Consider the following 14,266-nt stretch of genomic DNA (forward strand, 5'->3'; position numbering starts at 1 on the left):
GGCGGGGCTTCGTCCCTACGACGCGGGCACCTCGACGTCGGCACGGACCTTGGCGGCCAGCGCGGCGGTGTCGGCGACCGACGGCCAGGTGGCGGTGCCGTCCGAGACATGCGCGTCGTCGATCGTGCTCACATAGGCCACCGTGCTGTGGTCGGCCCAGGCGCAGATGGTGGTCTTGAAGGGGATCTTCTGGTTGTCCTGCTCCTGGGTCTCGTTGATCTTCTGGCACTTCATCAGCGCGTCGGGCTTCAGGCCGGCCGGCTTCACCGTCTGCGGGGTGCCCAACGGGGAGACCGTGACCTTCGAGCCGTCGCTGGTCGGGTTCGTGCCGCCCTTGTCGAGCAGCGCGAACATGCCGTCCAGCGCCTTGCCCGGGTCCTTGACGGTGCCGTAGACGCCGTCGAAGCTCAGGAAGACGCCGGTGAACTGGCTGCCCTTCAGATAGAGGGTGCCGGCGCTCTTGGCGTCGTCGACGCCGAGCGCCTTCAGGGTGCCGACCGCGGTGTCGTCGAGCTGCGGGCCGGTGCTGCCCACGGGGGACTTGACGTAGTCCCCGGCGACGGTGTCCGGGGTGGTGAGGGTGTACTTCTTGCCGTCGTCGTGGAGCCCGGACGAGCCGCTGTTGCCCTTGTGCGCGACGAAGACGCCGGCGCCGACCGCGAGCACCGCGACCACGACGCCGATGATGATCCCGTTGCGCTTGCCCTTGCCGCCGGACCTGGGCGGTTGCGGCTGCCCGTAACCCTGCTGGGGCACCTGCCCGTACGGCTGCGGCGGGCCGTAACCGCCCTGCGGCGGCTGCTGTTGCGGTTGCGGTGGGCCGTAGCCGCCGCCCTGGGGCTGGTTGCCGTACGGGTTCGGCGGCTGCTGGTCATGGCTCATGGGTTCGTCCCCTCCGTCAACGAGTGCGCCCATCCTTGCGCAGGACGGGAGCGCCCGGGGTCCGCGGTCGGCCCGGATACGCGAGGGGGCGCCCGGTCCCTCGCGGACCGGGCGCCCCTTTTCGTCTGCGGTGGCGGCTACTTCGCCTCCACCTCGACGTCGTTGCGGACCTTGGCGGTCAGGGCGGCCGCGTCATCGATGGACGGGGCGGAGCCGCCGCCGGTGACGAGCTGCGCGGAGTCCAGCGGGATGACGTACGCCACCGTGCTGTAGTCCGCCCACACGCAGACCGTCGTGTTGATGGTGAAGCTCTGGCCGGAGTCCTGGCCGGTCTCCTTGATCGTCTGGCACTTCATGATCGCTTCGCTCTTCATGCCGGACGGAGTGACGGACTGCGGGCTGCCGGAGGTCTCGACCTTCGTGCCGTCCTTCTTGTCCTGCTCGGTGCCCTGCTTGAGCATCGCGAACATGCCGTCGACGACCTTGCCCGGGTCCTTGACGGTGCCGTAGACGCCGGCGAACTCCAGCAGCTTGCCCGACAGGGCCGAACTGCCTTCCTTGTAGGCCGCGTTGACCTGGGTCGGGTCGCTGACGCCCAGCGCCTTGATCTTGGTGAGGTCGCTGTCGTCGAAGCTGTCGCTGTCCGAGTCGTCGCCCTTGGCGTAGTCGCCGGCGACGGTGTCCGGGGTGGTGAGGGTGTACTTCTTGCCGTCGTCGTGGAGCGAGGAGGAACTGCTGCCACTGCCCTTGGTGGCGAAGTAGACCCCGCCGGCGACCGCGACCAGGGCGACGACGATGCCGATGATGATGCCGTTGCGCTTGCCGTTGCCGCCGGACTGCGGCGGTTGCGGGTAGCCGTAGCCCTGCTGGGGCACCTGGCCGTAGGGCGGCTGCTGGCCGTAGCCGGGCTGCTGCGGCTGCTGGCCGTACGCCGGCTGGCCGCCGTAGGGAGGGGCGGGGGGCGGGGCCTGCTGCGGGTAGCCGTACCCGGGCTGGGGCTGCGGCTGGCCGTAACCGCCACCCTGCGGCGGCTGGCCGTAACCGCCCTGCTGCGGGGGCTGCGGCTGGCCGTAGCCGCCACCCTGCGGCGGCGGGCCGGGCTGCGGTTGGCCGTAGCCGCCACCCTGGGGTTGATCGCCGTACGGGTTCGGCGGCGGCTGGTTGTAACTCATGGTTTCGTCCCCTCCGTTAACGAGTCCGCCCATCCTCCCGGATGACATGCTCGCTTCCGAATCCGGGGGCGTGACCAGCAGCCATCCTCCCGCGCCGGAATCCGGCCGCGGCATCAGAAGCGCAACCGGTTCGTCACAGAGCTGTGGACAACCCGCCCTGTGGATAACCCGTCGGGGGTGAAGCCGCGGGAGCACTAGAATCGGGACCGTGACCGACAACACTCATCCGCGCCCCGACAGCGGGCAGCACAGCGACCCCCATCTGCCGACCCAGTACACGCCGGCCGAGGTAGAGGGGCCGCTGTACGAGCGGTGGGTAGAGCGCGGGTACTTCGAAGCCGACACGAAGAGCGACAAGCCGCCGTACACCATCGTCATCCCGCCGCCGAACGTGACGGGCACCCTCCACCTCGGACACGCCTTCCAGCACACGCTGATGGACGCCCTCACCCGCCGCAAGCGCATGCAGGGGTACGAAGCGCTGTGGCTGCCCGGCATGGACCACGCGGGCATCGCCACCCAGAACAAGGTCGAGCAGCAGCTCGCCGAGGAGGGCAAGTCCCGGCACGACGTGGGCCGCGAGGAGTTCGTCGCCCGCACCTGGCGGTGGAAGGAGGAGTACGGCGGCCGCATCCTGGGCCAGATGCGCCGGCTCGGCGACGGCGTCGACTGGTCCCGCGAGCGCTTCACCATGGACGAGGGCCTGTCCCGGGCCGTCCTGACCATCTTCAAGAAGCTCTACGACGACGAGCTGATCTACCGCGCCGAGCGGATCATCAACTGGTGCCCGCGCTGCATGACCGCCATCTCCGACATCGAGGTGGACTACCAGGACGACGACGGCGAGTTGGTCTCGCTGCGCTACGGCGACGGCGAGGACAGCGTCGTGGTCGCCACCACCCGGGTCGAGACGATGCTCGGCGACACCGCCGTCGCCGTCCACCCCGACGACGCGCGCTACGCCCACCTGATCGGCCGCCGGATCAAGCTGCCGCTGACCGACCGGACCATCCCGGTGGTCGCCGACGCCCACGTCGACCCGGAGTTCGGCACCGGCGCGGTCAAGGTGACCCCGGCCCACGACCCGAACGACTTCGCGATCGGCCAGCGGCACGGCCTGGAGTCGCTGACGATCATGGACGAGCGGGCGGTCATCACCGCGCCCGGTCCGTTCGAGGGCCTGGACCGCTTCGAGGCCCGCGCCGCCATCGTCGAGGCGCTGCGCGAGCAGGGCCGGGTCGTCGCGGAGAAGCGCCCTTACGTCCACTCCGTCGGCCACTGCTCCCGCTGCAAGACCACCGTCGAGCCGCGGCTGTCGCTCCAGTGGTGGGTCAAGGTCGAGCCGCTGGCCCGCGCGGCGGGCGACGCGGTCCGCGACGGCCGGGTGAAGATCCACCCGCCGGAGATGGAGAAGCGGTACTTCGACTGGGTCGACAACATGCACGACTGGTGCATCTCGCGGCAGTTGTGGTGGGGCCACCGCATCCCGGTCTGGTACGGGCCGAACGGCGAGCAGATCTGCGTCGGGCCCGACGAGGCGGAGCCCACCGGAGAGGGCTGGACCCAGGACGCCGACGTCCTGGACACCTGGTTCTCCTCCGCGCTGTGGCCCTTCTCCACCCTGGGCTGGCCCGAACAGACCCCGGACCTGGCGAAGTTCTACCCGACCGACGTGCTGCTCACCGGCCACGACATCATCTTCTTCTGGGTCGCCCGGATGATGATGTTCGGCCTGTACGCCATGGAGGACGTCCCGCCGTTCCACACCATCGCGCTGACCGGCCTGGTCCGCGACGAGTTCGGCAAGAAGATGTCCAAGTCCAACCCGAACTCGGTGGACCCGCTGACCTGGATGGACGCCTACGGCTCCGACGCGGTCCGCTTCACCCTGGCCCGCGGCGCCAACCCCGGTGCCGACGTGCCGATCGGCGAGGACTGGGTCCAGGCGTCCCGGAACTTCGCCAACAAGGTGTGGAACGCCACCCGGTTCGCGCTGATGAACGGCGCCACCGTCGAGGGTCCGCTGCCCGCGCCCGAGGAGATGTCCGCGACCGACCGCTGGGTGCTCTCCCGGCTGAACACCGTCGTCGCCGAGGTCGACGCCCTCTACGACGACTTCCAGTTCGCGAAACTCTCCGACGCGCTCTACCACTTCGCGTGGGACGAGGTCTTCGACTGGTACGTCGAGCTGTCCAAGACCACCTTCCTCAAGGGCGGCGACCCGGCACGCGTCTCCAGCCGGGTGCTCGGCGAGGTGCTGGACGTCACACTGCGGTTGCTGCACCCGATCGTGCCGTTCGTCACCGAGACGCTGTGGACCACCCTCACCGGCAAGGAGACGGTGGTCACCGCGGACTGGCCGAAGGCCGTGCTGGTCGCTGGCGCCGACGCGCCGGGCGGCTTCCGTGACGCGGCCGCCGAGGCGGAGATCGCCGAGGTGCAGCGGCTGGTCACCGAGGTCCGCCGGTTCCGCAGCGACCAGGGCCTCCAGCCCGGCCAGAAGGTCCCGGCCGAGCTGTCGCTCGACGGCACCCTCCTGCCGCCCCACGAGGACGCCATCCGGCAGCTGCTGCGGCTCCAGCCGGCCGGCGACGGCTTCCACGCCACCGCGACCCTGCCGGTCGGCGCGGCGCGGGTCGCCCTCGACCTGTCCGGGACGATCGACGTGGCCGCGGAGCGCAAGCGGCTCGCGAAGGACCTCGCCGCCGCCGAGAAGGAGAAGCAGCAGGCGGAGCGGAAGCTCGGCAACGATGCGTTCCTCGGCAAGGCGCCGGAGAAGGTGGTCGAGGGCATCCGCACCCGGCTGGCCGCCGCCGACGAGGACATCGCCCGGATCACCGCGCAGCTCGCCGCCCTCCCGGCGGCATAGCCACCGCACGGCACCCCTCGGGGTGGCACAGGCCCGGGCCGTTCGGCCCGGGCCTGTTCCGTAGACTGGACGCTGTGAGCGAGCACCGGCAGGACGACGATTTCCCGGACGACGGCTTCAGCGACGCCGCCGACCGGGCCGCGGACGAGGTCGACTACGACGCCGCGCACCAGGCCACCGACGAGGACGACTCGGAGGACGGCGAGGGCGGCGGGCCGCGCGAGGCGGACATGGCCGTCATCGAGGCCGGCAGCCGTACGCTGCGCACCCACGTCACCCCGCCCGCCCCGGAGGACGACGTGCCGGCCCGGCCCGCCGACCCCGAACTGGACCGGCAGCTGCGCGAGGTCGAGGACGAGCTGCTGGGCCGCTGGCCCGAGACGAAGCTCGACCCGTCCCTCGATCGGATGACCGCGCTGATGGACGTGCTCGGCCAGCCGCAGCGCTCCTACCCGTCGATCCACATCACCGGCACCAACGGGAAGACCTCCACCGCGCGGATGATCGAGCGGCTGCTGCTCGCCTTCGAACTGCGCACCGGCCGCTACACCAGCCCGCATGTGCAGTCCATGACCGAGCGGATCAGCCTGGACGGCGTCCCGATCTCCGCGGAGCGCTTCGTCGAGGTCCACCGCGACATCCAGCCGTACGTCGACATGGTGGACGGCTCCCAGCCGCACCGGATGTCCTTCTTCGAGGTGCTCACCGGCATGGCGTACGCGGCTTTCGCGGACGCCCCGGTCGACGTCGCGGTGGTCGAGGTCGGCATGGGCGGAAGCTGGGACGCCACCAACGTGGTGGACGCCACCGTGGCCGTGGTCTCCCCGATCTCGCTGGACCACACCGACCGGCTCGGCAGCACTCCCGGTGAGATCGCCGTCGAGAAGGGCGGCATCATCAAGAAGAGCGCCACCGCGGTCCTCGCCCAGCAGCCGCCGGACGCGGCGCGCGAACTGCTGCGGCGCTCGGTGGAGATGGACGCGACGGTCGCCCGCGAGGGCGAGGAGTTCGGCGTGCTCCACCGCGAAGTGGCCGTCGGCGGCCAGTTGCTGACCCTGCGCGGCCTCGGCGGCGAGTACGAACAGGTCTTCCTCCCGCTGCACGGCGAGCACCAGGCGCACAACGCGGCCCTGGCACTGGCCGCGGTGGAGGCGTTCTTCGGCATCGGCAGCGTGCACCAGCGCACCCTCGACATGGACACCGTGCGCGGCGCGTTCGCGGCGGTCACCTCGCCCGGCCGGCTGGAAGTGGTCCGGCGCAGCCCCACCGTGGTGCTGGACGCCGCGCACAACCCGGCCGGCGCGCGGGTCACCGCGGCCGCGATCAGCGAGGTGTTCGGCTTCAGCCACCTGGTCGGCGTGGTCGGGCCGAGCGGCGACAAGGACGTCCGCGGACTGCTGGAGGCGTTCGAGCCGGTCTTCGCCGAGGTCGTCGTCACCCGCAACTCCACTTCCCGGGCGATGGACGTGGACGCGCTCGCGGCGCTGGCCGTGGAGGTGTTCGGCGAGGACCGGGTGCAGGTCGAACCGCGCCTCGACGACGCCCTGGAGGCCGCGGTGACCCTCGCCGAGGACGAGGGCGAGTACGCCGGCGCCGGGGTGCTGGTCACCGGTTCTGTCATCACGGTCGGCCAGGCCCGCCTGCTGCTGGCCCGCCGGTAGGGGAGCCGGGGATGCGGACGCGTCAACGGACTTACTCGCGCACGCGGGCTGACTCGCGTACGCGAACTCACCCGCGCACGCGGACTTACTCGCGCACGCGGACTCACCCGCGTACGCGGACTCAGACGGATTTCAGAGGGAAGGGGGCCCGGGTATGCGGACCCTGTGTTCGAGCACGCTGATCGGCGAGTTCTTCGTGATCGGCTTCGCCGGGCTGGTCGCGATGAAGCATCCCGACCTGTCGATGGGCACCGTGTGGACGGTGTGCGGCATCGCGATGGTGCTGTGCGTACTGCTGTGCGGCGTGGTCACCCGCCCGTGGGCGGTCGTGGTCGGCTGGGCGCTCCAGATCGGGTTGATCGCCAGCGGCTTCGTGGTCGGTACGATGTTCGTGCTCGGCGTGATCTTCGCCGCCCTGTGGTGGGCGTCGATCCACTTCGGGCGCAAGGTCGACCAGATCAGGGCCCGGCACGCGACACAAGCCGCCTGACAACCGACCGGCACGTGCCTTGTAGGCTCGTCGTCACATTCGCTTGTCATACCCGTCAGGAGCCGCCCCGTGTCCCAGCGCACCCTTGTCCTCCTCAAGCCGGACGCCGTTCGCCGCGGCCTGGTCGGCGAGATCCTGGGCCGGATCGAGCGCAAGGCCGGCTGGTCGGTCAACGCGCTGGAACTGCGCACCCTGGACCGCGGCACCCTGGAGCAGCACTACGCCGAGCACGTCGGACGGCCGTTCTACGAGCCGCTGGTGGAGTTCATGGCGTCCGGCCCGTCGGTGGCCCTGGTCGTCGAGGGCGAGCGGGTGATCGAGGGCGTGCGCGCACTGGCCGGCCCGACCGACCCGATCGCGGCCGCACCCGGCTCCATCCGGGGGGATTTCGGCACCATCACCCGTGAGAACCTGGTGCACGCCTCGGACTCCGAGGAGTCCGCCGCGCGCGAGATCAAGCTCTTCTTCCCCACCTTGGCGTAACGCGGCGGCGACGCGTATGGTCCCGTGAGTCGGCGCGACCACGGTCCGACTGCCGCTGTGGCCGCGCCCGTTCCGGCAGGTACCGGGCCGAACGGGAACCAAACACTCCGACACGGCGTCACCATTACTGAGGTCCGCTGTGTGTTCTGATGACAATGGGCGTCGGAACCCCGACGCCGCGCTCAGCCCGGCGCGACTACGATGGAACCTCCGCCCACGCTCGGGAAGGCCAGACGTATCCACATGGCGAACAACATGTCGTTCATCGGCCGTGACATGGCTGTCGATCTCGGGACCGCCAACACGCTGGTGTACGTCAGGGGCCGCGGGATCGTCCTGAACGAGCCGTCGGTCGTCGCGGTCAACACCAATACCGGCGGCATCCTCGCGGTCGGTGCCGAGGCGAAGAAGATGATCGGCCGCACCCCCGGCAACATCGTGGCGGTGCGCCCCCTGAAGGACGGCGTCATCGCCGACTTCGAGATCACCGAGCGCATGCTGCGCTACTTCATCCTCAAGATCCACCGCCGCCGCTACATGGTCCGCCCGCGCGTCGTGGTGTGCGTGCCGTCGGGCATCACCGGCGTGGAGCGCCGCGCCGTGATCGAGGCCGCCACCCAGGCCGGCGCCCGTACCGTGCACATCATCGAGGAGCCGATGGCCGCCGCGATCGGCGCCGGGCTGCCCGTGCACGAGGCCACCGGCAACATGGTGGTGGACATCGGCGGCGGCACCACCGAGGTCGCGGTGATCAGCCTCGGCGGCATCGTCACCGCCCAGTCCATCCGGGTGGCCGGCGACGAGCTGGACAACGCGATCATCCAGCACATCAAGAAGGAGTACAGCCTGCTGCTCGGCGAGCGCACCTCCGAGCAGATCAAGCTGACCATCGGCTCCGCGTTCGCCGCCGAGAAGGACGACGAGCACACCGAGATCCGCGGCCGGGACCTGGTCAGCGGACTGCCCAAGACCGTGGTGATCTCCGCGGGCGAGGTGCGCAAGGCTATCGAGGAACCGGTGAACGCGATCGTCGACGCGGTGAAGACCACGCTCGACAAGTGCCCGCCGGAGCTGTCCGGCGACATCATGGACCGCGGCATCGTGCTGGCCGGCGGCGGCGCGCTGCTGCGCGGCCTGGACGAGCGGCTGCGGCACGAGACCGGCATGCCCATCCACATCGCCGAGTCCCCGCTGGACTGCGTGGCGCTCGGCGCGGGCAAGTGCGTGGAGGAGTTCGAGGCGCTTCAGCAGGTCCTCGACGCGGCCCCGCGCAGATGACGCAGAAGCGGATGACGCAGAAGACGAACCGCCCCACCCGGCGCAGGCGCGGTCACCACCGCGGCGCCGGATGCGGGCGCAACCCAGCACAGTAGCTCCGACCGGCCGCGGCCCCAGCGGCGGCGGGTCCGATGAGGAAGGCACGGACTGGCGCCCGTGAGGGACACAAAGGAGAGCCGGCTGCTGCTGGTACTGCTGGTGGTGGTGGCGCTCGCGCTGATCACCGTGGACATCCGGGGCGGTGAGAACTCACCGCTCGACCGGCCGCGGCGGGCGGCCCAGTCCGCCTTCGGCCCGGTGGAGAACGCGGTGTCCGGCGTCGTCGACCCGGTCGGCAACGCCGTGGACGCGGTCCGGGACTCCGGCCACGACAGCAGCACCATCAAGCGGCTGCAACGCGAGAACACCGAGCTCAAGCAGCAACTCGGCAGCAAGGACACCACCCGCGCCCGCGCCCAGGAGCTGGACAAGCTCCTGAAGGTCGCCGGCGCCGGGCAGTACACCGTCAAGGGCGCCCAGGTCATCGCGATAGGAGCGGCCCAGGGCTTCTCCTGGACGGTCACCATCGACTCCGGCAGCAACGACGGCCTCAAGCGCGACATGACGGTGATCAACGGCGACGGGCTCGTCGGCCGGGTCACCACCGTCGGCCGCTCCACCTCCACGGTCCTGCTCGCCAACGACCCGGACTTCACCGTCGGCACCCGGCTGGAGGGCAGCCAGGAGATCGGCTTCGCCAGCGGCCAGGGCAACCGGCCGATGCGGGACCAACTGCTCGACGGCAAGGCCGACGTGCACCGGGGCGACCGGGTGGTCACCTTCGGCTCCGAGGCGGACAAGCCGTTCGTGCCCGGCGTCCCGGTCGGCAAGGTGGTCAGCGTCGAACCGTCGGCGGGCAACCTCACCAAGACCGTCGAGGTGCAGCCCTTCGTCGGCTTCACCAAGCTGGACGTGGTCGGCGTGGTCGTGGTCGGCCCGCGCACCGATCCGCGCGACAGCGTGCTGCCGCCGCGGCCCACCCCGCCGCACACCGCGAAGCCCAAGGCGAAGAACTCCCCGACGCCAGGCGGTACCCCGAGCTCCGGCAGTTCGGACACCGCGCTTCCCCCGGGCACCAAGCCGACCAATTCGACCACCACCAGCGGGGACTGAGCCATGCGCCTGAACCGGATCGTGCTCTCCACCGTCCTGGTGGTGATCGCCCTGGTCGCCCAGGTCAGCGTGCTGGCCCGGCTGCACCTGCCCGGCGCGGTCCCGGACCTGCTGCTGCTGACGGTGCTCGGCCTGGCCCTCACCTACGGCCACGTCGGCGGCTGCCTGATCGGCTTCTTCGCCGGACTGCTCGCCGACATCGCGCCGCCCGCGGACCACGCCGTCGGCCGCTACGCCCTGGTGCTGTGCGTGATCGGCTACGCGGCCGGCCTGGCCAAGCCCGAAAGCGGCCAACTGCGCACCGCCGCCGGACCGATGCTGGTGGTGATCGGCGCCGCCATCGCCACCACGCTGCTCTACGCGGGCGTCGGCGGCCTGGTCGGCGACACCGCGGGCGCGCACGTCGGCCTGGCCAAGCTGGTCTTCACCGCGACGCTCTACGACCTGCTGCTCGCGCCGTTCGTGGTCCCGCTCATCATGGCGCTGGCCCGCCGCTTCGACCACGACCCGCTCGCCGACGACGCGGCGGGCGGCTTCGGCGGGGGCTTCGGCGGCGGTTCCGGCGGTGGCTCCGGCGGCCGCTTCCGGCCGCGCGGCCGATCCCGTACGAAGGCCGGCGCCGGCGCCGGCATCACCCCGCAGCGCGGCCTGTTCGGCCGGGCGAGGTTCAGCGGCGGCATGACGGCAAAGGGTGTACGGCGATGACGGCGAACGACGCGCGCGAGGCAGCCGGGCGGCAGACGACGACGATGCGTGCGGTTTCGTGCCGAGCGCGCGCAGAAGTGAGCGATTGAGATGAGCAACATCCCGGAGACCGGGCGGACATCGCGGGTCACGATCCGGCTGGTCATCCTCCAGGTGCTGGTCGTCTCGCTGCTGCTGACCCTCGGCGGCCGGCTGTGGTACCTCCAGATCCGCAACGGTCAGGAATACGACGCGCAGGCCAACAGCAACCACTTCCAGCAGGTCGTCACCTCCGCCGTGCGCGGCTCGATCCTCGACGACCGGGGCGTGCCGATCGCCAACAACCAGACCCTGCTGGTGGTCTCCGCCAACCGCACCGACCTGCTCCAGCAGCCGGACGACGGCAAGGCCGTACTGACCCGGCTGGCGAACGTCCTCGGCATGAAGCCGCAGGACGCGATGGACAAGGTGCGGCTGTGCGACGCGCAGACCCCGCGCCCGTGCTGGAACGGTTCGCCGTACCAGCCGATCCCGATCACCGACAAGGCCACCACCCAGCAGGCCCTCCAGATCATGGAGCGCCGCGAGGACTTCCCCGGCATCACCGCGGAGCCGACCGCCGTGCGCACCTACCCCGCGCCGGACAAGGCCAACGCCGCCCAGGTGCTCGGCTACCTCTCCCCGGTCACCGACAAGGAGGTGGCCGCTTCCGAGAAGACCAGCAACCCGCTGCTGCGCTCGGACCAGATCGGCCGCTCCGGCCTGGAGAGCACCTACGACGACCAGCTGCGCGGCAAGGCCGGCGTCACCAAGTACCAGGTCGACAACCTCGGCCGGGTGATCGGCAAGGCCGGTGACACCCCGGCCACACCCGGTGACAACCTGGTCACCAGCATCGACGCGAAGGTCCAGGCGGTCACCGAGAAGGAACTCAACGACGCCATGGTGACCGCCCGCAAGACGTACGACCCGGTCACCCACAAGAACTTCAAGGCCGACTCCGGTGCCGCGGTCGTCATGGACAACAAGACCGGTCAGGTCATCGCGATGGCCAGCGAGCCCACCTACGACCCGAACGAGTGGGTCGGCGGGATCTCCGCCAAGGACTACGCGGCGCTGACCAACACCAAGTCCAACTACCCGCTGCTCAACCGCGCCATCCAGGGCGAGTCCGCGCCCGGCTCCACCTTCAAGGTGGTCTCCACCTCCGCCGCGATCCGGGCCGGCTACAGCGAGGACGGCCCGTACGACTGCTCGTCGTCGTTCAACATCGGCTCCCAGGTCTTCCACAACGACGAGAACGAGAGCTACGGCCCGATCTCCCTCGCCCGCGCGCTCGAGGTCTCCTGCGACACCGTCTTCTACGGGATCTCCTACGACCAGTGGAAGAAGGACGGCGGGACCGACGCGAAGCACCCCAAGGACTGGTTCTACAAGACGGCCCACGACTTCGGCCTCGGCGCGAAGACGGACATCGACGTGCCGGGCGAGGTCACCGGCCGGGTGCCGGACCGCCAGTGGAAGCAGGACTTCTGGGAGGAGAACAAGGCCGACTGGTGCGCGACCGCCAAGAAGCACAAGAACGACAAGAACCCGCCGCTGAGCATCGCCATCGCCATCGAGAACTGCCCGGACGGCTACGTGCTGCGCGCCGGTGACTCGGTGAACTACGCGATCGGCCAGGGCGACACCCTCGTCACCCCGATCCAGATGGCCCGGATCTACGCAGCCCTCGCCAACGGCGGCACGCTCTACCAGCCGTCCATCGGCAAGGCCGTGATAAGCCCCGACGGCAAGACGGTCACCCCCATCAAGCCGAAGGTGACCGGCAAGCTCCCCGACTCCAAGTCCACGCTGAAGTACATCAACCAGGCACTGGCCGGCGTGGTCACCGAGGGCACCGCCGACTGGAAGTTCGGCAACTGGCCGCAGGACAAGATCCCGCTGCACGCCAAGACCGGTACCGCCGAGGTCTCCGGCAAGCAGAGCACCTCCTGGTTCGACACGTACACCAAGGACTACACGATCGTCATGACGATCTCCCAGGGTGGTACCGGCTCCGGCGGTTCGGGTACCGCGATCCGCCGGATCTACGAGTCGATGTACGGCATCCAGAAGGACAGCACCAAGATCGACGCGAAGAAGGGCATCATGCCCACGCCGGTCACCACGCTGCCGAAGATCTCCGCCGACGGTGCGGCGGTGAGCGCCCAGCAGGCCGCGTACTCCACCGCGGTCGCCGACAGCTTCGCCAACACCCCGGCCGGAGCGGGAGGCGGCGACCCGGCGCCCGTACTGGCCGCGCTCACCCCGACCCGCACCGAGAAGCTGCTGTACGGCAGGAAGAACACATGATGAGCGCGAACACCTACTCCGTCCGGCGGTTCACGCCGGAGCGCTCCACCATGGGCAAGCTGCTCGCGCGGGACTCCGTGGTGCGCCGGATGGACTGGCTGCTCTTCCTCGCCACGGTGCTGCTGTGCTTCATCGGCTCGCTGCTGGTCTACTCGGCCACCCGGCACCGCACCAACCTCACCCACGGCGACCAGTACTACTTCCTGATCCGCCATGTGATGAACGCCGGTATCGGCCTGGCGCTGTGCATCGGCGCCATGGCCATAGGGCACCACCGGATGCGCACCATCGTGCCGTTCTTCTACGCGCTGTCCATCCTCGGCATCCTCGCGGTGCTCAGCCCGCTCGGCTCGACCGTCAACGGCGCGCACTCCTGGATCATCATCGGCGGCGGATTCTCGCTCCAGCCGACGGAGTTCGTGAAGATCGCCATCATCATCGGCATGGCGATGGTGCTCTCCGCCCGGGTCGACGCCGGCGACCAGGAGCACCCCGACCACCGCCGGGTGATGCAGTCGCTCGCGCTGGCCGCGCTGCCCATCCTGGTCATCCTGATGATGCCCGACCTCGGGTCGGTGATGGTGCTCGGCGCGATCGTGCTCGGCGTGCTGCTCGCCTCCGGGGCGTCCACCCGCTGGGTGTTCGGCCTGATCGTCACCGGGGTGGTCGGCTCCATCCTGGTCTGGCAGCTCGGCATCCTCGACAAGTACCAGATCGACCGGTTCGCGGCGTTCGCCAACCCCGCGCTCGACCCGTCCGGCGTCGGCTACAACACCAGCCAGGCCCGGATCGCGATCGGCTCCGGCGGGCTGCTCGGCAAGGGCCTGTTCCACGGCAGCCAGACCACCGGGCAGTTCGTGCCCGAGCAGCAGACCGACTTCGTCTTCTCGGTGGCCGGCGAGGAACTGGGCTTCGTCGGCGGCGCGTTCATCGTCCTGCTGATCGGTGTGATCCTCTGGCGGGCCTGCTCCATCGCCCGCAACGCCACCGACCTGTACGGCACCATCGTGGCGGCCGGCGTCGTCGCCTGGTTCGCCTTCCAGTCCTTCGAGAACATCGGTATGACGCTCGGCATCATGCCGGTGACCGGCATCCCCTTGCCCTTTGTCTCCTACGGCGGATCATCGATGTTCGCCAACTTCGTGGCCATAGGGATTCTGCAGTCCGTGAAGATGCAGCGGCCCATGTCGGCGTAGGCCGTGTTCCGGAAGCGCCTCCCCTGCCTTCGGCGGGGGAGGCG

The 14,266-nt window shown here is 70.1% G+C and carries 11 protein-coding genes; 9 read left to right on the top strand and 2 right to left on the bottom strand.

Annotated elements, in window-relative coordinates; translation table 11 throughout:
* Positions 1-15 precede the first annotated feature (15 nt).
* Positions 16-882: a hypothetical protein gene (locus AB0399_RS28790; RefSeq protein WP_366413336.1), complete on the bottom strand. Its 867-nt coding sequence runs from the start codon at positions 880-882 to the stop codon at positions 16-18.
* 137 nt (positions 883-1,019) lie between these two features.
* Complete coding sequence (locus AB0399_RS28795; RefSeq protein ID WP_366413337.1) at positions 1,020-2,054, bottom strand: hypothetical protein; 1,035 nt, start codon at positions 2,052-2,054, stop codon at positions 1,020-1,022.
* Between the two features lie 208 nt (positions 2,055-2,262).
* On the opposite strand from AB0399_RS28795, the gene AB0399_RS28800 reads away from it, so the two are divergent.
* The 9 genes from AB0399_RS28800 to rodA all read left to right on the top strand — a co-directional run bounded on the left by AB0399_RS28800 (position 2,263) and on the right by rodA (position 14,222).
* Positions 2,263-4,923 (top strand): valine--tRNA ligase, encoded by a 2,661-nt coding sequence (locus tag AB0399_RS28800; RefSeq protein ID WP_366413338.1) that lies wholly within the window; start codon positions 2,263-2,265, stop codon positions 4,921-4,923.
* Positions 4,924-4,997: 74 nt separating this feature from the next.
* Positions 4,998-6,584, top strand: coding sequence for a folylpolyglutamate synthase/dihydrofolate synthase family protein (locus AB0399_RS28805; protein WP_329369407.1), 1,587 nt, complete (start codon positions 4,998-5,000; stop codon positions 6,582-6,584).
* A gap of 154 nt (positions 6,585-6,738) precedes the next feature.
* Positions 6,739-7,074, top strand: coding sequence for a DUF4233 domain-containing protein (locus AB0399_RS28810; RefSeq protein WP_329369408.1), 336 nt, complete (start codon positions 6,739-6,741; stop codon positions 7,072-7,074).
* A gap of 69 nt (positions 7,075-7,143) precedes the next feature.
* Entirely contained in the window at positions 7,144-7,557 is a 414-nt protein-coding gene (gene ndk / locus AB0399_RS28815; protein WP_329369410.1) for a nucleoside-diphosphate kinase, read from the top strand.
* Positions 7,558-7,812: 255 nt separating this feature from the next.
* Entirely contained in the window at positions 7,813-8,835 is a 1,023-nt protein-coding gene (locus AB0399_RS28820; protein WP_328474074.1) for a rod shape-determining protein, read from the top strand.
* Between the two features lie 156 nt (positions 8,836-8,991).
* The gene (gene mreC / locus AB0399_RS28825) at positions 8,992-9,987 is read left to right on the top strand and encodes a rod shape-determining protein MreC (RefSeq protein ID WP_329369412.1); all 996 of its coding nucleotides are present in this window, start codon (positions 8,992-8,994) and stop codon (positions 9,985-9,987) included.
* A 3-nt stretch (positions 9,988-9,990) separates the two neighbouring features.
* On the top strand, positions 9,991-10,692 hold the full coding sequence (gene mreD / locus AB0399_RS28830; RefSeq protein WP_329369414.1) for a rod shape-determining protein MreD: 702 nt from the start codon (positions 9,991-9,993) through the stop codon (positions 10,690-10,692).
* 90 nt (positions 10,693-10,782) lie between these two features.
* Positions 10,783-13,026, top strand: a complete 2,244-nt coding sequence (gene mrdA, locus AB0399_RS28835) for a penicillin-binding protein 2 (RefSeq protein WP_366413339.1) — start codon at positions 10,783-10,785, stop codon at positions 13,024-13,026.
* Complete coding sequence (rodA, locus tag AB0399_RS28840; protein WP_329369417.1) at positions 13,023-14,222, top strand: rod shape-determining protein RodA; 1,200 nt, start codon at positions 13,023-13,025, stop codon at positions 14,220-14,222. Before mrdA ends, rodA begins: the two co-directional genes overlap by 4 nt.
* Positions 14,223-14,266: the final 44 nt, after the last annotated feature.

The sequence above is a fragment of the Streptomyces sp. NPDC088194 genome, assembly GCF_040702025.1.
Taxonomy (GTDB): Bacteria; Actinomycetota; Actinomycetes; order Streptomycetales; family Streptomycetaceae; genus Actinacidiphila.